Genomic DNA, 19,357 nt, shown 5'->3' with positions numbered 1-19,357 from the left:
GAAGGACTAAGTGACTCTACCGAAAGGGTACACCGAATGCGACTGAACCGGCGAGTGTCGCTGGCCGTGTTGTCGGGGATCGGGGCCGCGTTGACCAGCGTCCTGCTGTTCGACGTGTACGAGGACTGGGTGGTCCAGGGGAACACGCTCGTCTCGACGGCGGGGGAGAACGCGCTCCCGTTCGTGCTCCTGTCGGGGTTGTTCTACGCGGTGTGGAACCTCCGAAACGGCGCGTACGACGACGCGTTCGTCTCGTCCGTGGCGACGTGGACCGTCGCGGGCGCCCTGACGACGGTGCTTCTCGTGAGCTGGGTGGTCGGCATCCAGAGCCTCCAGAACGAGCTGAAACCGTGGATCATCGTCCTCCAGACGACCGTCGTCGGCGCGGGGGCGGGACTGCTCGTCGGACACAACACCGCGAGGGTCGAACGGGCGCGTGACCGGAGCCAGCGTCGGAAGGAGCGCTTCGAGTCGCTGTTCGAGAACGACCCGGCGGCCATCGTCGACCTCCGGTTCGACGATGGTCGGTTGGTCGTCGAAGCGACCAACCCGGAGTACGAGGCGCAGTTCGGAAGAGTGAACGGCGGAGAGGAGATCGAGCCGACGCTCCCCGGCGTCGATGCGGAGACGATGGACACGTTCCGGGCGGCGACGGCAGCCGGCGAGCGACACACCACGGAGACGACCCACTACGCTCCTGACGGCCGGAAACACTTCGTCGTCGAACTGGTCCCGTACGGCACGAGTGAGGAACACACCCGGAGTTACGTCCTCTATCAGGACGTAACGGAGATTCGGGAGGCGGAGGCGGAACTCGAACGGACGGTCGAACAGCTCGAACGTTCGAACGAACAGCTCAAGCAGTTCGCCTACGTCGCCTCGCACGACCTGCAAGAGCCGCTCCGGATGGTCTCCAGTTACGTCGACCTGCTCGCCACGGAGTACGAGGGCGAACTCGACGACGAGGCGGACGAGTACATCGAGTTCGCCGTCGACGGCGCCCAGCGGATGCAGGCGATGATCGACGCCCTCCTCACGTACTCGCGAGTCCACACGCAGGGCGAATCGTTCGAGGAGGTAGACGCCGAGACCGTCCTCGAACGGGTGTTGCGTAACCTCGAACTCCTGATCGACGAACGGGACGCGACGGTCACCCACGACGACCTGCCGGCTGTCGTCGCCGACGAGGATCAACTCGGACAGGTGTTCCAGAACCTGATTTCGAACGCGATCGAACACGCCGGCGACGACGACCCGCCGTCGGTCCACGTGAGCGGCGAGGACCGCGACGACGCGGTGGTGTTCTCCGTCGCCGACGACGGTCCCGGCATCCCCCCGGCACAGCAGGAGCGCATCTTCGAAATCTTCGAGCAGTCCGACCGCGACGACGAGGGGACCGGCATCGGCCTCGCCATCTGTCAGCGGATCGTCGACCGGCACGAGGGTGACATCTGGGTCGAATCGGCGGAAGGGGAGGGTGCCACGTTCTACGTATCCTTCCCGAAACGGTAGCCGCAACAGTCAACAGGGTGGGGTCGAAACCCCCGGCTATGCCAGAGCGGGAGCCCGTCGAAATCCTTCTCGCGGAGGACAATCCCGGCGACGTGAAACTGACACGGAAGGCCCTGGAGAAAGGCCGCCTCGCGAACAACCTCCACGTCGTCAACGACGGCGTCGAAACCATGCAGTTCCTCCGCGGCGAGGGCGAGTACGAGGGCCGCCCACGGCCCGACCTGGTGCTCCTCGACCTCAACATGCCGCGGAAGGACGGCCGCGAAGTCCTCGAAGATATCAAAAAGAGCGACGACCTCAAGCGGATTCCGGTCGTCGTCCTGACCAGTTCGGAAGCCGAGGAAGACGTTCTCCGGTCGTACGAACTCCACGCGAACGCCTACCTGACGAAACCCGTCGACTTCAGCGGCTTCATCGACGTGGTGGGCAAACTGGAGGAGTTCTGGCTGCAGGTCGTGAAACTACCTCCGGAGTGAGTATGGGGGCGGAGTTCACGGACGATTTACACGTTCTCCTCGTCGAGGACAACCCCGGTGACGCGCGTCTGATTCGCCACCATCTCCGATCGGACACCAGCAGTACGTTCACCACTCCAACGGTGACCCACGTCGAGACGCTCGACGCCGCCGTCGACAACCTCACCACGGCGGATTACGACCTCGTGTTGCTGGATCTCGGCCTCACGGACAGTCGTGGAATCGAGACGCTGGAGCGGCTGAACGACCGGATCGACGACGGTGATATTTCACCGCTTCCCATCGTCGTCCTGACCGGCCTGACCGACGACGAGACGGCGCTCCGGTCGATTCAGGAGGGCGCGCAGGACTACCTCCTGAAAGACCACCTCGAGGGCGAACTCCTCGAACGCGCCATCCGATACGCACTGGAACGACACCGGCAGGAGCGACGGCTGGAGCGCCAGAACGAGCGACTGGAACGGTTCGCCAGCATCGTCAGCCACGACCTCCGCAATCCGTTACAGGTCGCCAAGGGACGCCTGGACCACGTCGAACCCACGGCGTCGACGAGCGAGCATCTCGACGAGGCCGCCAAAGCCCTCGATCGGATGGAGGAACTCGTCGGTGACCTTCTCGTCCTCGCCCGTGAGGGGCAGGCCGTCGACGCGACAGAGGCGGTCGATATCGGAGAGATCGCCCGATCGGCCTGGCGGAGCGTGGAGGCACCGGCGAGCGACCTCCACGTCGACGTGAGCGGGACCGTCACCGCCGACACCAGCCGACTGACCCAGTTGTTCGAGAATCTGTTTCGGAATTCGGTCGAGCACGGCTCGACCACTCCCCGCTCGAACGCTCGCGGGGATAGCGTGGAACACGGTTCCACGAACGGCGACACCGGCGTAACCATCATCGTCGGACCACTGCCCGACGGCGTGTACATCGCCGACGACGGTCCCGGGATTCCGGCGTCCGAGCGCGACGACGTGTTCGACGCGGGCTACTCGACGAACGAGAACGGGACCGGCTTCGGCCTCGACATCGTTCGGGAAATCGTCGACGCCCACGGCTGGTCCATCGGCATCACCGAGAGCGAGGCGGGCGGCGCCCGCTTCGAAATAACGGGGATGGACCTCGACGACGCCTGACACCGCGTCGAGCGGCCGTTCGTGGTAACCTTTAACACACCCCACACCATACGAGTATTCGATGTTGGAACGGTCGTCGTTCGAATGTGAGTACTGCAACCAGCGCGTGAGTCCCATCTCGTACCGGGCGTCGTGTCCGGACTGCGGCGGTACCCTGCGCCGGCGGCCGGTACAGTAGTCGACACGCTTTCCTCCGTAGCGGGCCTGTGACGGATGAATGGACAGTGCCGACGCCGATCCGACAGCCATCCGCTCCATCGCGGTGACCGTCGACGACGTCGTGACCGCTCTCGAATCGACGCGGCGGAGCGACCACCGGACAGTCCTGCGGATCACGCCGCCGTTCTCCGGGCGGATGCGCGCCCGTCTCCACCGACCGAACGGCGACGAGACGACCGGTGCCATCCACCTCGATCCGACTGCTCTGGTCGCCGATCCGCCGCCGTATCCCGATCCCGACGAGACGGCAGACCGTCTCCGAGAGGCTGGCAAGTACACCACCGACCGGCACCACGACCGCCACGCCGCGGCCGTCCGCGACTGGCGGGCGGGCGTCCGGGAAGCCGTCGTCGACGCCGTCGACCTCCCCACCGGTTCGGGCCCGCACCGCGTCGAGATCAAGCGCCTTGGGTAACGGTACCGTGCACCGCAACATATATATGTTCCACACCCACGCCTCGACCACATCTCGGAAACCCGGATAACCCACGTATTCGACCGTGATAGACCCGAGAGCGCCCGTTTCAATGCCGGTATGTTTATAAATGTTGCGTGCGTACTTCTGGTAAGGACGCCTCCGCCGTTCGTCTCGGCTCTTCTCCCGCGGCGGTGGTGCCTCGAAAGTGACAATGAGCGACACCACGACCTACTACACGGAAACGGCCGAAAGCGAGCAGGAGCGAGCGGAAAGTGAAGCAGAAACCGAAACTACACCCACCTGTCCGGAGTGTACCGGTAACCTCGTGACCGACGAGGAACACGGCGAGACGGTGTGTGCGGACTGCGGACTGGTCGTCGAGGAAGACGAGATCGACCACGGCCCCGAGTGGCGCGCTTTCGACTCCAGTGAGCGCGACTCCAAGTCACGCGTCGGCGCCCCGACGACGACGATGATGCACGACAAGGGCCTGTCGACGAACATCGGCTGGCAGAACAAGGACGCCTACGGCAAGACGCTCTCGTCCCGTCAACGCGAGAAGATGCAGCGCCTGCGCACCTGGAACGAGCGCTTCCGCACGCGGAACTCGAAAGAACGCAACCTGAAGCAGGCTCTCGGCGAAATCGACCGGATGGCCTCCGCGCTCGGTCTCCCCGAGAACGTCCGCGAGACGGCGTCGGTGATCTACCGCCGCGCCCTCGCCGACGACCTGCTCCCCGGCCGCTCCATCGAGGGCGTCGCCACCGCCGCGCTGTACGCCGCCGCCCGGCAGGCGGGCACGCCCCGCTCGCTCGACGAAATCGCTACCGTCTCCCGCGTCGACAAGATGGAACTCACCCGGACGTACCGCTACGTCGTCCGCGAACTCAAACTCGAAATCCAGCCCGCAGATCCCGAGCAGTACGTCCCCCGCTTCGCCTCGGATCTCGACCTCTCCGAGGAGGCGACCCGACAGGCCCGCGAACTCCTCCGCTCGTCGCGCGAGCGTGGCGTCCACAGCGGCAAGAGCCCCGTCGGCCTCGCCGCCGCGGCCGTCTACGCCGCCGCCCTCCTCACCAACGAGACGGTGACCCAGAGCGAGGTCAGCGAGGTGGCCAACATCAGCGAAGTCACTATCCGCAACCGGTACAAGGAACTGCTGGAAGCGAAAGCGGAAGCGGACGCGCGCTAACTACTGGAAGCCGCGGTCGACCTCGTCGCGTTCGATGAGGTCGTCGAGTTCTTCGGTCAGGAGTTCTTCGGCCTCGTCGAACGTCTCCGAGAGGGCGTCGAGGTCGTCCGGCCGCTCCGAGAGTTCGTACTCCATCGGCCCGTAGGCGGGGCTGTCGAGGGCGTCCATCATATCCCGGAACAGATCGTCTGGCGTCGTCGGCGCCTCGGCGTGGACCTTGACCGTTTCCTCCAGTCGCCGGGCTTTCGATTCGGCCTCCTCCTCGTCTTCTGGCGGCGACTGGACGGCGAAGCGCCGGCGGAGTTCCTCGTTCGGGAGGTGGGGATCGATCTCGTCATCGATCTTCCGGGCGATTTTCGTGCCGACACCGCGCACGTCGTAGGGATTTTTCGCGTACGTCTTGAGGTGGTAGACGCCGACCCCGGTGTGGCCGAGATAGAGGTCCTCCCCGACACCGTTCCGCCGCTGCCCAGCGATAGCCCGCCAGCCGTCCGGATCGGCGTTCGCGTCGGTCACGTCGTCGAGGATGTCCTGCCAATCTCTGACCCGCATGGGTGCGCGTTGGGTGTCGACTCAGGTGAGTGTGTCGGTCGCATCGGCCATAGCCCTATACATTGATACGCCGGGCGGCGCAAACTCGGCCAATGCCCGAAATCGAGATCACGCCCGAACAGCAGGAGCGGTTGCGCGAGTTACAGGAGGACCTCGCGCGCGACGTGGTCGGGAAGTACGGTCACGTCCGGCCGCGCGACGCCGTGGAGTATCTCCTCGACCGATACGAATCGGACGAATCCACGGACGGCGACGCATCGGTGGCATCCCCCGCGGCCGAGAACGGCAACGCGGAGACAGTCGACGACGGCTCGGGCGAGTCGGAGGCCGACAACGCATCCGACGACGTGTCCGACAGCGACGGCGGCGCGACGGCGCGGGTCGTCACCGAAGACGGCGACCCGACGGACGGGAGCGGCGGCGACGATGCCATGCTGAACGAGATGATGAGCCTGCTCGACACCCACGACGACAAGTGGGGCGAATCCTCGGGTGACGAGCGCTACGAGGTCGAGTTGCCTGACGGCTCCACCGAGCAGGTGCGGACCAAAGACGACGTGAAGGCCCTCCTGTTCAAGCACTACCGATGACGGGGCTGTTCGGCCGACTGCGGGCGTGGCTCGGGTCGGTCTTCGGCAGCGGGACGGACGAAGCGGACGGCACAGCGGACACAGATACCGTCTCGGCGTCCGAATCCGAGCAATCGCCGCCCCGGGTCGTCCACCGCGACGACCGCCCGCTGGAGACGCCGAGTACGATGGACCGGACCGACCCGCCAGCGCCCGGATCACAGTCGGCGGCCACGCCGCAGGTCGACATCCCCGACGCCGAATCGACGGACGCGGAGACCCCTCACAGCGGCGACGACTCGGCGACGGAGCCGGTGTCCATTCCCGACGCCGAGGCGACGACCGGAGCGTCGACCGACGAGACGACACCGACGGCGAGCGAGCGGGAGCGGGCAGAACCGACAGCCGATCAGTCGGCGTCGACGACCACTGACGCGGCCGATTCGACGGCGAACGAGCAGGAGGAACTGGCTCCGACCCCCGACACGACGGCCGACGACCATGAGGAATCGGGAGACGCCGCCTTCGCGTGCTCGGTCTGTGGCACCGCCGTCGACGATCCGAGCGAGCCGTGCCCGCTCTGTCGGTCGACGGACGTGGTACCCACCGGCGGAAACGGCGACGCCGAGGCATCGACACGGGGCGGCCGAACCGCGGTGTCGGCGGCGGACGACGACGACGAGGCGGTCGACCGGCTTCGCGACGTGCGGGACGAGGGGTAGTAGGGATTATCGTAACTGGCCATGGATGACTTCCGATAATCCCTATAGGCAACACAGGGTTTTTCGCTACCGGTCACCGACGCTGGAGCGTGACTCTCCGCGGGACGATTCTGGACGTGGGCGAGGTGCGCGCCGTCTCGACGCGGTACGGCGAGCGTGAACTGGTCGAGGTGAGCGTCCGGCCGGACGAGACAGGAGCGATGGCGGCCGACGGCGACGACGCCGTCACCGTCACGCTCTGGGGCAAGTGGACCCACACCGCCGACCACGCGGCCGCAGGTATGGATCTCCTCGTGACCGAGGTGGAGGAAACCGAGTTCCGGGGGGAGCGTGGCTACGCCACCTCCGGGGACTCCTACGTCGTCCTCGAACCCGACTTCCTCGTCGACGTGACCGACGTGCGCTCGTGGGTGCAGTGTCCGCGGATGTACTATCTGAACAAGCTCTCGGGCGTCCCCCTCGCCTATCCGGTGGTGAAAGGGACCATCGTCCACGAGGTGTTCGGCGACCTGTTGCGCGGGCGGGACCTGGACGAGGCGGTCGCGGACCACGTCGAGGCCGCAGGTCTCGAACTCGGACTGCTGGGCCGCGAATCGAAAGAGGTGCGCGACGAGGTGCGGCGCAACGCCGCCGCCATCGAGGGGTGGTTGGCACAGGGCACCCTCACCGAAGAGGACGACTGGCGCTCGGAGTACACGCTCATCAGTCCCACGTTCGGCATCAAGGGTCGGGCGGACGCCCTCCGGCGTGGGATGCCCGTCGAACTCAAGACGGGGAAGAACACGAACCGCGAGCCGCGGTTTCAGGACAAGATTCAGGCGGCGTCGTACGCCCTGTTGCTGGGAGAGTCGGGCGACCCGCCCGACACGGGCACGCTCCTCTACACGAAGAACGCGGCGCTGGATAGGAACGAGGAGACGGGCGACCTCTCGCCCGCGAAGGAGTTCTCGGTCGGCCGCGGGTTGCTGGAGTTCGTCGTCCGCACGCGCAACGAAATCGCGGCGATGGAGGCCGACCGCGGCGTCCCGACGGGATACGAGGCGGACGCGAAATGCGAGTACTGCTTCGAGCAGGACACCTGCATGGTCGTCTCCGGGCGCCTCGATCAGGAGTCGAAGGCCGGACAGGTCGGCACCGCCATTCCCGAGGACGAACGCGACTACTTCGAGGCCTTCTACCGCGCCATCGAGGACGAACGCCGCGCCGTCCACGACGAGTACCGGAAACTGTGGGAGCAAAGCCCCGAGGAGCGCGCCGACGCGGACCGCGCGCTGATCGACCTCGAACCCCTCGGCCGCCGGCAGTTGCCGGGCGGCGACTGGGAACTCCGCGCGCGCCTGCCCGACGGCGCGGTGTCGAAACTCCGCGAGGGCGACGTGGCGCTGGCCAGCGACGGTGATCCGATCCACGGCGACGCCGAACTCGGCCGCATCCAGTCGCTGGGTGAGGAGGTGGTCGTCCACACGGACGAACCGCTCGACCTGCGGCGTCTGGACGTGTATCCGTCCGAAATATCGGTATCCAGACAGCTGACGGCGCTCCACGACGCGCTCCTGAAAGGTGATCCCGACCGGAAGGACGTGCTCTTCGGCCGGCGGTCGCCGGCGTTCGAGACGGTCGAGGAGACGTTCATCGACAACAACGAGGCACAGAACGACGCCGTCCAGCGGGTAGTCGGCGCGGAGGACTTCGCGCTCGTCCACGGCCCGCCGGGAACCGGGAAGACGTACACCATCGCCCGCCTCGTCCGCGAACTGGTCGAGCGCGGCGACCGCGTCCTGCTCTCGGCCTTCACGAACCGCGCGGTCGACAACGCTCTCGACGCCCTCCGCGATCAGGGCTTCGAGGACGTGGCCCGTGTGGGCACGCTGACCGGCGTCCGCGAGGACATGCTCGACGTGCGCCTCGATCAGCGGGGCGATCCGAACGAGCGGGCGGCGGCGCTCCGGTCGGCGCCCGTCGTCGCCGCCACGACCGCCACCTGCGGTTCCCGCGTCCTCCGCGAGGAGGGCTTCGACGTGGCGGTGGTCGACGAGGCGTCCCAGTTGACCGAACCGGGCACGCTCGCCGCCATCAACCGCGCGGATCGGTTCGTCCTCGTGGGCGACCACCAGCAACTCCCGCCGGTCGTCCAGTCGGGCGACGAACGCCTCTCGCGGTCGCTGTTCGAACGCCTGCACGACGAGCATCCCGAGGCGGCGGTCATGCTCGACCGCCAGTACCGCATGAGCCAGCGGATTCAGGCGTTCGCCTCCCGGGAGTTCTACGACGGCGCGCTTCGCCCCGCGACGCCGGCGGTGGCGGGCGGGACGCTCGCCGACCTGCCGAGCGTCGCCGATCCGCTCCCCGACCACCTCCGTCAGGGCGTCCGCTTCGTCGACCCCGATGGCCACCGCGAGGGCAACGCCAACCCCGTCGAAGCGGACCGGGTCGCTGCGGTGGTACAGGAGTACCTCGACGCGGGCGTCGACCCGGACGACGTGGTGGTGATCGCCCCCTTCCGGGCGCAGGTGGCCGAGATCAGCCGGCGGGTGGACGTGGCGGTGGACACGGTGGATCGGTTCCAGGGATCGAGCGCCGAGGTGGTCGTCGTCTCCTTCGTCGCCACGGGTGATCTGGACGGCCCCATCTTCGAGGACACCCGCCGGGTGAACGTCGCGCTCACACGGGCGAAGAAGGCGCTCGTCCTCGTGGGCGACGCCGCGGCGCTGAAATCGGAGCCGTTCTACGCCCGGATGCTGGACTGGGCGCGACGTTAGAGGTCCTTGCCGCCGTTCACGTCGATGATTTCGCCCGTGATGAACGACGACCGGTCGCTGGCGAGGAACGCGACGACTTCGGCGATCTCCTCGACAGTCCCGAGTCGGCCGAGCGGTGTGTCCGCGCGGATGGTGTCCTTGATGTCGTCGGGGAGTTCCTCGACCATGCTTGTGAGGACGAATCCGGGGGCGACGCAGTTGGCGGTCGACCCCGTCCGCGCGAGTTCGAGCGCCAACGTCCGGGTGAACCCGAAGATGCCGGCCTTGGCCGTCGCGTAGTTCGCCTGACCGAAGTTGCCCTCCTTGCCGATGATGCTGGAGATGTTGACGAGTCGTCCCTCGTCGGCGTCGGCCAGGTCGTCGTAGAACGTCCGTGTACAGTGAAAGGCCCCGTCGAGGTGAACGTCGAGGACGACGTCCCACTCCTCGTGAGACATCTCCTTGAACCGAACGTCTTGCGTGATGCCGGCGTTGTTCACCACCACGTCCACCGGTCCGAACGCGTCGTGTGCCTCGTCGCGCATCGCCTCGACCGCGTCGAGGTCCGTCACGTCGGCCTGAATCGCGAGCGCCGAACCACCCGCCGCCTCGACTCGCTCGACGGTTTCGGCGGCCGCCGCCTCGGAACTTCGGTAGTTTACTACGACGTCGCAGCCGTCCGACCCGAGTCGCTCGGCGATGCCCCGTCCGATCCCCTTCGATGCCCCTGTGACCACACAGGTTTTCGAGCCCATACTTGTAGGTGTGTTACCATATCTCAAAAGGTTTCGGCAGCGATGCGACGAGGCCAGCCACGCCGTGCCTGTCGGAGGGATGCGTTGCTCGTTCCCGACGCGCCGGACACCCTACTCGTCGAGGGGGGAGTCGTCGCCCTCGCTCTCGATTTCGGCCAGCACCCGCTCGTGGAACTCGCGGAGCGCCGCGCTCTCGTCTTCCGCGAGGACGGTGTCGGTGGCGGCGAGCGTCGCCAACCCGAACGCCCGCGGCGTCGGCGTCTCGACCGTCCGTTCGACCACCTCGATGTCGCCGTCCCGGATTCGCGCCAACACATCCTCGATGCCCGCGACGTCGAGTTTGTCCTCCAGCAACTCCCGGTCGGTCTCCTCGACGACGGCGAAATCGTCCAGATCGTCCGCGAGCGAGAGCAACGTCTCGCTCTCGACCTGCTGACGGGCCGCCGACTTTTCGTGCCCCTTGTACCGCTTCAGGATCATGAGCGAGCGCGTGGCGTTGATACGGAAGTAGCGTTGCCGGAGGTCGGTCCCCCGGAGCGCAGACCGGAGGTCAACCCGGGCGTCGTCGGGAGCGAGGCCCCGGAGCAGACCGGGCACGTCGACGCGGCGGTTGAGCGGCATCGAGAGGACAAAGCCCTGATCCGCGACGGCGACGGTGACGCTCGCGTTCGACTCGCTCGCACACGCCGCGGCGAGCAGGCGGGAGAGGCCGTCGTTGAACTGCCGGCCGTAGAGGGAGTGGACGTAGTAGCGACGGCGGTACTCCTCGCGGTCCCGCACCTCCTCGACCGTGATGCGGGTCGGCGTCGACACGCTCTCCGGGCCGGCGAACGCGACCTGCTGGTCGTAGAGGCGGGTGAGCGCGCGCACCGCTCGCTCCGAGAGCGCCGACTCGCGGAGCCAGACCCGAACGCCGGGGGAACCGCCGGCGTCGAGGCGCTCCAGCAAGTCGCGCTGGAAGGCCAGTATCTCGCGGGCGAGGTCGTACGCGAGGGGGAGCCGCTCGGAGTACCACGACGGCACCGTCGGGCGCTCGCTCGTGCGGTCGACGTACACCTTCGATCCGCGGCGGTAGCGGAACTCGAAGCGCTCGCCGCCGATGACGAACACGTCGCCCGGATCGAGGGTGTCGAGGTAGTCCTCGTCGAGTTCGCCCACCCACTCGTCCCCGCCGCGCACGAACACGTCACACGAGAAGGAGTCGGGGATGGTGCCGACGTTGGTGAGGTAGATCACCCGGGCGAGGCGGCCGCGCTTGCCGATCAGGCGCTCGCCCACCTCGAACTCGGGGTAGTGGTGCTCGCCGTCCGGCGGGTCGTTCGTGTCCCGCCACACCTTCGCGTAGACGTTGCGCTCCTCTAGCCCGTCGTAGTCGGCGGTGAGGTAGCGAAGGAGCGTCTCGAACTGCTCCTCCGAGAAGTCGCGGTAGGGGTAGGCGCGGCGAAGCGTCGCCTTCACGTCGGCTTCGCGCCGAACGCCGTTGATCGCCATCCCGTAGACGTGCTGCGCGGCCACGTCGTAGGCGTTCTCGGGGACGAACACGCGGTCGACGAACCCCGACTCCGCCCTGCGGACCATCACCGCCGTCTCCACGAGGTCGTCGCGGTCGAGGGTGATCACCCGCCCTTCGACCACCTGCCCGACCTGGTGGCCCGCGCGGCCGACTCGCTGGAGGAGCGCCGCCACGGATTTGGGCGACCCTACCTGCACCACCAGGTCGACGTGAGGCATGTCGACGCCGAGTTCGAGGCTGGTCGAGGTAGTGACCACGTCGAAGTCGCCGCCCTTGAGGCCCTCCTCGACCGCCTGCCGGCGGTCGGCCGAGAGGCTGCCGTGGTGACACGCCGAGTTCGCGTCGTCGTAATCGAACCGCTCGCGGAGGGCCTGTAGCGTCCGCTCCGCGCCTGACCGCGTGTTCGTAAAGACCAGCGTGTTGGTGTGGGCGTCGATCAGGTCGTGCAGTTGCTCGTAGAACCGGCTCCGAACGACCTCGTTCGGCGTCCCGACGAGGTCGTCGACCGGGCAGTCGACTTCGAGGTCGAACTCGCGGGCGAAGCGGGCGTCGACGATCTCGCAGTCGCGGGGCTCGTCACCCTCGCGGCCGACGAGAAAGTCCGCCATCGTCGACAGCGGTTCGACCGTCGCGGAACAGCCGATGCGGGTGGGCGAGCCGTCGGCCAGATTCTCCAGTCGCTCCAGCGACACCGAGAGATGCGTGCCGCGTTTGTTCGCCGCGAGCGCGTGAATCTCGTCGACGACGACGTACTCCACCGTCCGCAGTTTCTCCCGGAACTTCGGGGAGTTGAGCAGGATGGCGAGCGTCTCCGGCGTCGTGTTGAGGACGTGCGGCGTCTCCGTGAGCATCCGCTGGCGAGTGGCGTCGTCGGTGTCGCCGTGGCGGGTGGCGTGGCGCACCTCCGTCGATTCGCCGCGGTCCGCGAGTCGGTCCCGGATGCCGGACAGCGGTTCGGCTAAGTTGCGATGTACGTCGTTGGCGAGCGCCTTCAGCGGCGAGACGTAGAGGCAGTACACCGCGTTTTCGAGACCCCCGGCGCGCTCCCGGCGAAACAACTCGTTGATGATCGCAGTGAAGGAGGCGAGGGTCTTGCCGCTCCCCGTCGGCGCACAGATCAGCGCATTCTCCCTCTCGTGGACGAGCGGGATGGCCTCGCGCTGAGGCGGCGTGAAGAAACCGCCGTTCTCGGGGACGAAGGCGCCGAACTGGTCGACCCACCACTCGCGGACGGCGGGGTCGAGGAGGGAGAGGACGTCGGCGTCGACGGCCTCGGCGACCACGTCGTCGTCCACGCCCGCCAGCGACGTATCCTCGTCGGCCCGATCCATCGACGGAAGAAAGGGGCGGACGACCAAGTGGGTTGTGGGGTGCCGATCACCGTGCTGGGGGCGCCCTGCCGTATCGGAGGATGGCGTTCCGATGGTCCATGGAGTCAAGCCCCGGAGCCAGCATGCGACAGGTCGCTTCCGGGCGGCGCCGTATCGTAGCCCTCAGTAGTAGCCGCGGACGTTCGACGACCCGATGGCCGCGGCTGATCCGAGGTAACCGAGAACCGCACCGCAGTCGGGACACTCCAACTGGACGTGTTCCTGCGCCCCCGCGTCGACGTCGACGTGTCCCTCGAAGACGTCGTCCAGTAGCAACCGCTTAGTCTCGGGGTAGTCGTTTTCCACGCCGCAGTCGGGGCACTCCATGTTACCCCCCTGCCGCCGCTCCGACGGCGAGATACCCGAGGACCGCCTCGCAGTTCGGACACTCGAGTTGGATGTGTTCCTGTGCACTGATCTCGACGTCTCCCGCCTCCTCAGTGAAGAACTCCGATACACGGAGCCGGTCACCGTTTGGAGCCTTCATCTCCTCCTGACAGTGCGGACAGTGCGTCATAGTCCACCCCACAGACGCGATGCAAAAATAGCTATGGGGGCGGGAAGACACAACCGCTAAGACGCGGGTGGCACTACAGTCAGTATGGCAGACAAGAAGTTCACCCTCCTGGAACTCCACCTCGGCGACGGCACGGTACAGATCGGTCCCGCGACCATCGGCGACGAGTCGGCGAACGAAATAACCGAACCGGAGCAGAAGGATCCGGACGAGAGCGAGGACGGCGGCGCCTGCCCGATGCGCAAGGCCGGCAAACTCCTCGTCGTCCTCGCCGTTCTCGTCCTCCTCACCCTCGGCGTCAAGAAGGTCCTCGGCGGCGGCGAGGATCTGGAGGAACTCGAAGACCTCGCGGACCTCGACGAGGACGAAGCGTAGTATCCGGACCGCTTAAGCGACGGCCGTGGCATAGGGCGGGTATGACGGTATCGAGCGCACCGGGCAAAGTGTACATTTTCGGCGAGCACGCCGTGGTCTACGGCGAACCCGCCATCCCCTGTGCCATCGAACGACGAGCGACGGTCAGCGTCGAGGCCCGCGACGACGACCACGTCCGCGTCTCGGCGTCCGACCTCAGCCTCGACGGCTTCACCGTCGAGTACGCGGGGTCGACCGACGACCGACCGGACGTGGACGTGCCCGCGTCGCTGGTCGAGGCAGCGATGGGCTACATCGACGCCGCGGTGGAACAGGCCCGCGACGCCGCGGATCGACCCGACGCCGGCTTCGACATCACCGTCGAGAGCGAGATTCCGCTCGGCGCGGGGCTGGGGTCCTCGGCCGCGGTGACGGTCGCCGGCATCGACGCCGCGACACGCGAACTCGGCCAGCCACTCCCACCCGAGGAAGTCGCGGACCGCGCCTATCGCGCCGAGGCCGAGGTCCAGAACGGACAGGCGTCGCGGGCGGACACCTTCTGTTCGGCCGTCGGCGGCGCCGTCCGCGTCGAGGGTGACGACTGCCGGAGTATCGAGGCGCCGGATCTCCCCATCGTCATCGGCTTCGACGGCGGCGCGGGTGACACCGGCGAACTCGTCGCCGGCGTCCGCGCGCTCAAAGAGCAGTACAGCTTCGCGGACGATACGCTCGCCACTATCGGCGACATCGTCCGCACCGGCGAACGCCTCCTCGACCCCGACCCCGACGATCCAGAGGCCGAAATCCCGGTCGAGGACCGCATCGCGGAGGTGGGACAGTTGATGAACTTCAACCACGGCCTACTGGAGTCGCTGGGCGTCTCCTCACGGTCGCTCGACAGCATGGTGTGGGCGGCGCGTGAGGCGGGTGCCCACGGCGCGAAGCTTACCGGCGCGGGCGGTGGCGGCTGTATCGCCGCGCTCGACCCCACGCCAGAGACTCTGACGGCGCTTCGCTTCACCCCCGGCTGCGAGGAGGCGTTCCGCGCCGAACTGACCACCGACGGCGTGCGGAGGCTGGAATGACGACGGTGCTCAAACTCGGTGGGAGTCTCATCACCGACAAGGAACGGGCGGAGACGCTGGACGGCACGGCGCTGTCCGCGGCGGCCGACGCCATCGCGGAGTGTCGGGACGACCTCGCCCTCGTCCACGGCGCCGGGAGTTTCGGCCACCACTACGCCGAGAAACACGGCGTGAGCGTGACCGAGGGGACGACGGATGCCGGCGACGCCCTCGAAATCCACGGGTCGATGACGACCTTGAACCGCTTCGTCCTCTCGCGCCTGCACGACCGCGACGTGTCCGCCCTGCCCGTCCACCCGCTCTCGGCGGGCGGGCGCGACGCCGACGCCGCCCTCGACATGCCCATCCCGGCGGTGCGGACGATGCTCGGCGAGGGATTCGTCCCCGTCAGCCACGGCGACGTGATCGCCCACGAGGACCACGGAGCGACGATCATCTCCGGCGACGAGGTGGTCGTGCGCTTCGCCGAGGGACTGGACGCCGACCGAATCGGCCTCTGCTCGACCGTCGACGGCGTCTACGACGAACACGGCGACGTGATCGACCACATCGAAGACTTCGACGCCGTGGCGGACGCCCTCGGCGGCAGCGACGCCACCGACGTGACCGGCGGCATGGCCGGCAAGGTGCGCACCCTCCTCGATCTGGACGCCCCGGCCTACGTCTTCGGCGCCGACGACCTCTCGGCGTTCCTCTCGGGCGGCGAACCGGGAACGCGCATCGGGTGATGGGGGCCTCGTGATGCGCCGCCGTCGCCTTCTCGCGCTTCTCGGGGCGCTTCCGCTCGCCGGCTGTACCGGCGGCCCCGGCGACCCGATCACGATGCTCGCGGTCAATCAGGACGACACGGCCCACACAGTGACGCTGTGGGTCGCCAACAACGACCGACTCCGCGTCGCGAATACGGTCGAGGTGGCGGCCGGCGAGGTCGCCGAACTCGGGACGACGCCGTGGCGGCGCGGCCGCTACCGGGTGACGGTCCGCCTCGATGGCGAGCCAGTCATCGCCACGGCGTTCCAGTCGACCGAGTGGTTCAACCAACTCGACGTGGTGATCGACGCGGACGGGTCGGTCGAACTGAACCGGGGACGGGCGGCGTAGCGTGGCATAGCCCGGGTACTCAAGCGTCGGGCGGGACTACGGTCCGACGATGACCGACGACACCGTCCGCGTCTGGCTGGTCGAGCGCACCTATTCCGACGACGAACAGAACATCATCATCCTCACGTACGCGACGACCGACGGCCAGCAGTACTTCCGGAAGGAGCGTTCGCTCACCTCGTTCAGCGACGTTCGGGACACGACCGCCGCCGTCGACGCCGACCCGGAGAACCTCGGTTCGACGGACCCCGAAGACCGCGAAGCGTACGCGACCGAAGCACAGCGCATGGCGGCCGAACACGACCCCAACGACGTGATTTAGCGTCTCGGCGCTAACACTCCACGCGCAACCCGTCACGCGCGAAGCGCACGTCGCCGTCGTACCGTCGCTCTATCGCGTCCAGCATCTCCTCGTGGCGACCCTCCGTGTGCGGGTAGAGGTGGGTCAGGTAGACGCGGCCGTAGTCGTGGCCGGCGAGAACGTCGCCGAGTTTCGCCGGCGTCGGGTGGTTCGACACGTCCACGTCGTCGGGGAACGAACAGTCGTGGACGAAGATGGCCGATCCGTCGGCGAAGGCGGCCAGTCCCTCGAACGCCTCGGTGTCGCTGCTGATCGTCAGGTCGCCATCCTCACCCCCGAATCGGTAGGCGAGGCCGTCGACCGAGTGCCGCGTCTCGTGGGCCGACACGTCGAAGCCCGCGACCGAGAAGTCGTAGGCGCCGACCTCACGAATCCGCACGTCGGCCCGACCGTCGAGGTAGTCGAAGGCGTCGAACAGGTCGTCGACGAGCGCTTTCGTCCCGCTCGGGCCGACGATTTCGAGGTGGTCGTCGCCGGAGAGCCACCGCGCCTTCAGGAGAGGCAGGAGGTCCGCGACGTGGTCGAGGTGGTGGTGCGTCAGGAGGACGGTCGAGACGCCCTCGTAGCCGGGGTCGGTGGCGGCGAGGCGGTGGAGGACGCCCGCGCCGCAGTCGACCAGCAGACGACGGTCGTCGCGTTCGAGCAACAAACCGGTCTGGGCGCGGTCCGGGAGGGGCATGGCGCTTCCGGTGCCGAGGAAAGTGAGGCGCATGGACCAGCGTCGGTCGGCGGCGTGGAAAGCGGTTCGGTCGGGACGGCGTCATACGGTTTATTGTAAGTCTATACCGGTGATTCGCCGGACCGTCTTGGCGAACCACCGGGACACAGTTACAATAATCCGTATCAGTCGAACCCGAACTCCGCGTCGACCATGTCGCCGCGGGCGTAGTTGTCGCCCACGTCGGTTATCTCGACCTGCACCGTCTCACCGAGCGACGCGCCGTCGACGAGGACGGCAAAATCGTCGACGTATCCGACACCGTCTCCCTCGGACCCGAGTTCTTCGATGGCGAGGACGTGCGTCTCGCCGGGCGTGACCGGTCGGTTAACCATGCCATTCGATAGCACACATAGACGGAAAGGTGTTGTGGGCGTGACAGATTCTACGGCGCCAGCCGGTTCTTCCGCCCTTTCATGTGTTCCTCGTAGTGCTCGAACGTGATGGGACACCACTCGGCGGCCAGGTCGAGGACGGACTCGGTCATCTCGCGAATTTCCCACTGGCTGTCGGCGGCGGCGCGCATGTCCGCGACGTGCATCAGCATCCGGGCGTTCATCGACATGACGATGTTGACCTCGGTGCCGATGGGGAGGACGAACCGGGCGTCCTCGGGGGGCATCCCCAGATCGAGGAGTTCCTGATACGACTCCACCGAGTTGCGCACCGTCTCGCGGAAGATGCGTTCGCGTTCCGCGACGGTCTCCTCGTCGACGGCGCCGCTGGACTGATTGCGGCCGACCCAGTCGGGGTCGATCGCGGAGGGTGGCGTCACCACCATCGCCCCCTCCTCGACCTCGGCCGGATCGACGTCGTCGAAGGAGACGTAACGCATGCTCTGGATGTCGAAACTGACGTGCCGGTGGCGGGTGATCTGGGCCATACACGACCGGCTGACGCCCTTGATCGCGAAGGTAGCCTGTGGGTGTTCGAACGGGCCGAAGTGCCCGTGATCGAGCAGGTGTCCGATGAGCGTTCGCTTCTTCTCCTCTATCGTCTCCCCCTCGATACCGTCCATCGCCTCCTCGAACGAGATGTCGCCGACGAAGTCCGAGAGGTAGTCGTTTCGCGCTGCCGTGCAGACGACTCGCTCCGGATCGGGCGTCGCTTCGAGCAGTGTGACCTCCATGGCTTCGAGGGGGTACCCGGACTACCTAAACGTTAAGGGTCAAGCCTCCGGCGCCGATAGGAAGTCGTATGACCGACATCGAGAACCTCGCCGCCGGCGTGCAGGCGTTCACCAGCAACGTCTTCCTCGTGACCGGCGAGCGGACTGCACTCGTCGACACCGGCGCCAACTTCGACGTGGTCGGAGCGGCGGAGTCCCGGGTCGACGACCTCGACACCGTCGTCCTCACGCACACCCACCGCGACCACGTCGGCAACGTCGACGCCGTCCGATCCACCTTCGACGTCGAGACGGTCGGCTACGATCCCAGCCACCCCGCCGTCGACACCGAACTCGGCGAGACGGTCCAGGTGGGCGATCACGACTTCACCGTCCTCCACACGCCGGGACACAAGGACGACCACGTTTGCCTCTACGCGCCGGCCGCGAAGGTGTGTTTCGCGGGCGATCTGGTGTTCGCCGACGGCGCCTTCGGACGGACTGATCTCGAAGAAGGGGATCGGGAGACGCTGATCCGGAGCATCGACGCCCTCCTCGACCTCGTCGACCCGGACCTCGTCGCACTCCACACCGGTCACGGACCGAGCGTGACCGACGGCGCGTACGAAACCATCGAGCGCGCGGGGCAGGCGGCGCGACGATTTTAGTCGTCTTTCAGGCCGTAGTACCCGGGATCGTCGTCCGTCGGCGGTTCGCCGATCACGAGGTCGTCGGCGTTTTTCATCACCCACGGCACCGCCCAGTCGACGAGGACGGCCTCGGTGCCCTCGTCGATGTCGGCGTCGGGCTCTAGGCCCTGGAGCAGGCGCGCAATCTCGTAGATGGTGTACATCTGGTCGGGGTCGAGCAACTCCTCGGGCGTGTAGAAATCGCAGGGGTAGATGCCGTCGAACGACTCTTTGGGTCGGGGCATAGGGAGGGATAGACGG

General features: G+C 67.1%; 24 protein-coding genes. 15 read left to right on the top strand and 9 right to left on the bottom strand.

From position 1 onward, the window contains the following. Nucleotides 1-36 precede the first annotated feature (36 nt). The 6 genes from DU502_RS08685 (at nt 37) to DU502_RS08660 (ending at nt 4,944) form a co-directional block, all read left to right on the top strand. Nucleotides 37-1,512, top strand: a complete 1,476-nt coding sequence (locus DU502_RS08685; RefSeq protein WP_121918989.1) for a sensor histidine kinase — start codon at nt 37-39, stop codon at nt 1,510-1,512. Between the two features lie 38 nt (nt 1,513-1,550). Further along, nucleotides 1,551-1,988, top strand: a complete 438-nt coding sequence (locus tag DU502_RS08680) for a response regulator (RefSeq protein ID WP_121918988.1) — start codon at nt 1,551-1,553, stop codon at nt 1,986-1,988. Between the two features lie 2 nt (nt 1,989-1,990). Next, on the top strand, nt 1,991-3,115 hold the full coding sequence (locus tag DU502_RS08675; RefSeq protein ID WP_121918987.1) for an ATP-binding response regulator: 1,125 nt from the start codon (nt 1,991-1,993) through the stop codon (nt 3,113-3,115). Nucleotides 3,116-3,176: 61 nt separating this feature from the next. Continuing rightward, entirely contained in the window at nt 3,177-3,293 is a 117-nt protein-coding gene (locus DU502_RS19065; protein WP_199722645.1) for a DUF1272 domain-containing protein, read from the top strand. A gap of 39 nt (nt 3,294-3,332) precedes the next feature. Then, nucleotides 3,333-3,749 carry a hypothetical protein gene (locus tag DU502_RS08665; RefSeq protein WP_121918986.1) on the top strand — a complete coding sequence of 139 codons (417 nt, stop codon included), beginning with the start codon at nt 3,333-3,335 and terminating at the stop codon, nt 3,747-3,749. Between the two features lie 214 nt (nt 3,750-3,963). Continuing rightward, nucleotides 3,964-4,944 (top strand): transcription initiation factor IIB, encoded by a 981-nt coding sequence (locus DU502_RS08660; RefSeq protein ID WP_121918985.1) that lies wholly within the window; start codon nt 3,964-3,966, stop codon nt 4,942-4,944. On the opposite strand, the gene DU502_RS08655 is transcribed toward DU502_RS08660, so the two are convergent. Next, nucleotides 4,945-5,496 (bottom strand): hypothetical protein, encoded by a 552-nt coding sequence (locus DU502_RS08655; RefSeq protein ID WP_121918984.1) that lies wholly within the window; start codon nt 5,494-5,496, stop codon nt 4,945-4,947. Between the two features lie 92 nt (nt 5,497-5,588). Between DU502_RS08655 and DU502_RS08650 the strand changes: the two genes are divergently transcribed. From DU502_RS08650 to DU502_RS08640, 3 genes are all read left to right on the top strand, one after another. Next, the gene (locus tag DU502_RS08650; protein ID WP_121918983.1) at nt 5,589-6,086 is read left to right on the top strand and encodes a hypothetical protein; all 498 of its coding nucleotides are present in this window, start codon (nt 5,589-5,591) and stop codon (nt 6,084-6,086) included. Beyond that, nucleotides 6,083-6,787, top strand: a complete 705-nt coding sequence (locus DU502_RS08645; RefSeq protein ID WP_121918982.1) for a hypothetical protein — start codon at nt 6,083-6,085, stop codon at nt 6,785-6,787. The genes DU502_RS08650 and DU502_RS08645 overlap by 4 nt, the downstream gene beginning before the upstream one ends. An 89-nt stretch (nt 6,788-6,876) precedes the next feature. Then, entirely contained in the window at nt 6,877-9,546 is a 2,670-nt protein-coding gene (locus tag DU502_RS08640) for an AAA domain-containing protein (protein WP_121918981.1), read from the top strand. Here the strand turns inward: DU502_RS08640 and DU502_RS08635 are convergent. The 4 genes from DU502_RS08635 to DU502_RS08620 all read right to left on the bottom strand — a co-directional run bounded on the left by DU502_RS08635 (nt 9,543) and on the right by DU502_RS08620 (nt 13,680). After that, nucleotides 9,543-10,280, bottom strand: a complete 738-nt coding sequence (locus tag DU502_RS08635; protein ID WP_121918980.1) for a beta-ketoacyl-ACP reductase — start codon at nt 10,278-10,280, stop codon at nt 9,543-9,545. The genes DU502_RS08640 and DU502_RS08635 overlap by 4 nt on opposite strands. A gap of 111 nt (nt 10,281-10,391) precedes the next feature. Continuing rightward, nucleotides 10,392-13,124: an ATP-dependent helicase gene (locus DU502_RS08630; protein WP_121918979.1), complete on the bottom strand. Its 2,733-nt coding sequence runs from the start codon at nt 13,122-13,124 to the stop codon at nt 10,392-10,394. A 162-nt stretch (nt 13,125-13,286) separates the two neighbouring features. After that, nucleotides 13,287-13,490, bottom strand: coding sequence for a hypothetical protein (locus tag DU502_RS08625; RefSeq protein ID WP_121918978.1), 204 nt, complete (start codon nt 13,488-13,490; stop codon nt 13,287-13,289). Nucleotide 13,491: 1 nt separating this feature from the next. After that, complete coding sequence (locus tag DU502_RS08620; RefSeq protein WP_121918977.1) at nt 13,492-13,680, bottom strand: hypothetical protein; 189 nt, start codon at nt 13,678-13,680, stop codon at nt 13,492-13,494. An 84-nt stretch (nt 13,681-13,764) separates the two neighbouring features. On the opposite strand from DU502_RS08620, the gene DU502_RS08615 reads away from it, so the two are divergent. Genes DU502_RS08615 through DU502_RS08595 form a run of 5 tightly spaced genes read left to right on the top strand, consistent with a single transcriptional unit; the run spans nt 13,765 to nt 16,542 of the window. Then, complete coding sequence (locus tag DU502_RS08615) at nt 13,765-14,055, top strand: hypothetical protein (protein ID WP_121918976.1); 291 nt, start codon at nt 13,765-13,767, stop codon at nt 14,053-14,055. Nucleotides 14,056-14,096: 41 nt separating this feature from the next. Beyond that, nucleotides 14,097-15,119, top strand: a complete 1,023-nt coding sequence (gene mvk, locus DU502_RS08610; RefSeq protein ID WP_121918975.1) for a mevalonate kinase — start codon at nt 14,097-14,099, stop codon at nt 15,117-15,119. Further along, complete coding sequence (locus DU502_RS08605) at nt 15,116-15,847, top strand: isopentenyl phosphate kinase (RefSeq protein WP_121918974.1); 732 nt, start codon at nt 15,116-15,118, stop codon at nt 15,845-15,847. Before mvk ends, DU502_RS08605 begins: the two co-directional genes overlap by 4 nt. Before the next feature lie 13 nt (nt 15,848-15,860). Beyond that, entirely contained in the window at nt 15,861-16,220 is a 360-nt protein-coding gene (locus tag DU502_RS08600; protein WP_121918973.1) for a hypothetical protein, read from the top strand. Between the two features lie 49 nt (nt 16,221-16,269). Continuing rightward, complete coding sequence (locus tag DU502_RS08595) at nt 16,270-16,542, top strand: hypothetical protein (protein ID WP_121918972.1); 273 nt, start codon at nt 16,270-16,272, stop codon at nt 16,540-16,542. Between the two features lie 10 nt (nt 16,543-16,552). Here the strand turns inward: DU502_RS08595 and DU502_RS08590 are convergent, their stop codons facing one another. The 3 genes from DU502_RS08590 to thyX all read right to left on the bottom strand — a co-directional run bounded on the left by DU502_RS08590 (nt 16,553) and on the right by thyX (nt 18,428). Next, nucleotides 16,553-17,293 (bottom strand): MBL fold metallo-hydrolase, encoded by a 741-nt coding sequence (locus DU502_RS08590; protein ID WP_121918971.1) that lies wholly within the window; start codon nt 17,291-17,293, stop codon nt 16,553-16,555. Between the two features lie 131 nt (nt 17,294-17,424). Continuing rightward, complete coding sequence (locus DU502_RS08585) at nt 17,425-17,634, bottom strand: TRAM domain-containing protein (RefSeq protein WP_121918970.1); 210 nt, start codon at nt 17,632-17,634, stop codon at nt 17,425-17,427. Nucleotides 17,635-17,684: 50 nt separating this feature from the next. Further along, nucleotides 17,685-18,428: an FAD-dependent thymidylate synthase gene (gene thyX, locus DU502_RS08580; protein WP_121918969.1), complete on the bottom strand. Its 744-nt coding sequence runs from the start codon at nt 18,426-18,428 to the stop codon at nt 17,685-17,687. Nucleotides 18,429-18,496: 68 nt separating this feature from the next. On the opposite strand from thyX, the gene DU502_RS08575 reads away from it, so the two are divergent. Further along, a complete protein-coding gene (locus tag DU502_RS08575; protein WP_121918968.1) occupies nt 18,497-19,075 on the top strand; it encodes an MBL fold metallo-hydrolase in 579 nt (192 codons plus the stop codon). Here the strand turns inward: DU502_RS08575 and DU502_RS08570 are convergent. Beyond that, the gene (locus DU502_RS08570) at nt 19,072-19,341 is read right to left on the bottom strand and encodes a DUF5827 family protein (RefSeq protein ID WP_121918967.1); all 270 of its coding nucleotides are present in this window, start codon (nt 19,339-19,341) and stop codon (nt 19,072-19,074) included. The two genes, DU502_RS08575 and DU502_RS08570, sit on opposite strands and share 4 nt — an antisense overlap. Nucleotides 19,342-19,357: the final 16 nt, after the last annotated feature.

The sequence above is a fragment of the Haloplanus aerogenes genome (genome assembly GCF_003856835.1).
GTDB lineage: Archaea > Halobacteriota > Halobacteria > Halobacteriales > Haloferacaceae > Haloplanus > Haloplanus aerogenes.
Note: the sequence above shows the minus strand (reverse complement) of the source record. Positions and strands in the feature narration are given on the sequence as shown.

What these genes read in the sequence shown, in the direction of transcription:
- DU502_RS08585 (WP_121918970.1), bottom strand. Translation starts at nt 17,634, where the DNA reads ATGGTTAACCGACCGGTCACGCCCGGCGAGACGCACGTCCTCGCCATC.
- DU502_RS08680 (WP_121918988.1), top strand. Translation starts at nt 1,551, where the DNA reads ATGCCAGAGCGGGAGCCCGTCGAAATCCTTCTCGCGGAGGACAATCCC.
- DU502_RS08615 (WP_121918976.1), top strand. Translation starts at nt 13,765, where the DNA reads ATGGCAGACAAGAAGTTCACCCTCCTGGAACTCCACCTCGGCGACGGC.
- DU502_RS08635 (WP_121918980.1), bottom strand. Translation starts at nt 10,280, where the DNA reads ATGGGCTCGAAAACCTGTGTGGTCACAGGGGCATCGAAGGGGATCGGA.
- DU502_RS08575 (WP_121918968.1), top strand. Translation starts at nt 18,497, where the DNA reads ATGACCGACATCGAGAACCTCGCCGCCGGCGTGCAGGCGTTCACCAGC.
- DU502_RS08685 (WP_121918989.1), top strand. Translation starts at nt 37, where the DNA reads ATGCGACTGAACCGGCGAGTGTCGCTGGCCGTGTTGTCGGGGATCGGG.
- DU502_RS08605 (WP_121918974.1), top strand. Translation starts at nt 15,116, where the DNA reads ATGACGACGGTGCTCAAACTCGGTGGGAGTCTCATCACCGACAAGGAA.
- DU502_RS08625 (WP_121918978.1), bottom strand. Translation starts at nt 13,490, where the DNA reads ATGGAGTGCCCCGACTGCGGCGTGGAAAACGACTACCCCGAGACTAAG.
- DU502_RS08645 (WP_121918982.1), top strand. Translation starts at nt 6,083, where the DNA reads ATGACGGGGCTGTTCGGCCGACTGCGGGCGTGGCTCGGGTCGGTCTTC.
- mvk (WP_121918975.1), top strand. Translation starts at nt 14,097, where the DNA reads ATGACGGTATCGAGCGCACCGGGCAAAGTGTACATTTTCGGCGAGCAC.
- DU502_RS08595 (WP_121918972.1), top strand. Translation starts at nt 16,270, where the DNA reads ATGACCGACGACACCGTCCGCGTCTGGCTGGTCGAGCGCACCTATTCC.
- DU502_RS19065 (WP_199722645.1), top strand. Translation starts at nt 3,177, where the DNA reads ATGTTGGAACGGTCGTCGTTCGAATGTGAGTACTGCAACCAGCGCGTG.
- DU502_RS08630 (WP_121918979.1), bottom strand. Translation starts at nt 13,124, where the DNA reads ATGGATCGGGCCGACGAGGATACGTCGCTGGCGGGCGTGGACGACGAC.
- DU502_RS08590 (WP_121918971.1), bottom strand. Translation starts at nt 17,293, where the DNA reads ATGCGCCTCACTTTCCTCGGCACCGGAAGCGCCATGCCCCTCCCGGAC.
- DU502_RS08600 (WP_121918973.1), top strand. Translation starts at nt 15,861, where the DNA reads ATGCGCCGCCGTCGCCTTCTCGCGCTTCTCGGGGCGCTTCCGCTCGCC.
- DU502_RS08650 (WP_121918983.1), top strand. Translation starts at nt 5,589, where the DNA reads ATGCCCGAAATCGAGATCACGCCCGAACAGCAGGAGCGGTTGCGCGAG.
- DU502_RS08655 (WP_121918984.1), bottom strand. Translation starts at nt 5,496, where the DNA reads ATGCGGGTCAGAGATTGGCAGGACATCCTCGACGACGTGACCGACGCG.
- DU502_RS08660 (WP_121918985.1), top strand. Translation starts at nt 3,964, where the DNA reads ATGAGCGACACCACGACCTACTACACGGAAACGGCCGAAAGCGAGCAG.
- DU502_RS08665 (WP_121918986.1), top strand. Translation starts at nt 3,333, where the DNA reads ATGGACAGTGCCGACGCCGATCCGACAGCCATCCGCTCCATCGCGGTG.
- thyX (WP_121918969.1), bottom strand. Translation starts at nt 18,428, where the DNA reads ATGGAGGTCACACTGCTCGAAGCGACGCCCGATCCGGAGCGAGTCGTC.
- DU502_RS08620 (WP_121918977.1), bottom strand. Translation starts at nt 13,680, where the DNA reads ATGACGCACTGTCCGCACTGTCAGGAGGAGATGAAGGCTCCAAACGGT.
- DU502_RS08675 (WP_121918987.1), top strand. Translation starts at nt 1,991, where the DNA reads ATGGGGGCGGAGTTCACGGACGATTTACACGTTCTCCTCGTCGAGGAC.
- DU502_RS08570 (WP_121918967.1), bottom strand. Translation starts at nt 19,341, where the DNA reads ATGCCCCGACCCAAAGAGTCGTTCGACGGCATCTACCCCTGCGATTTC.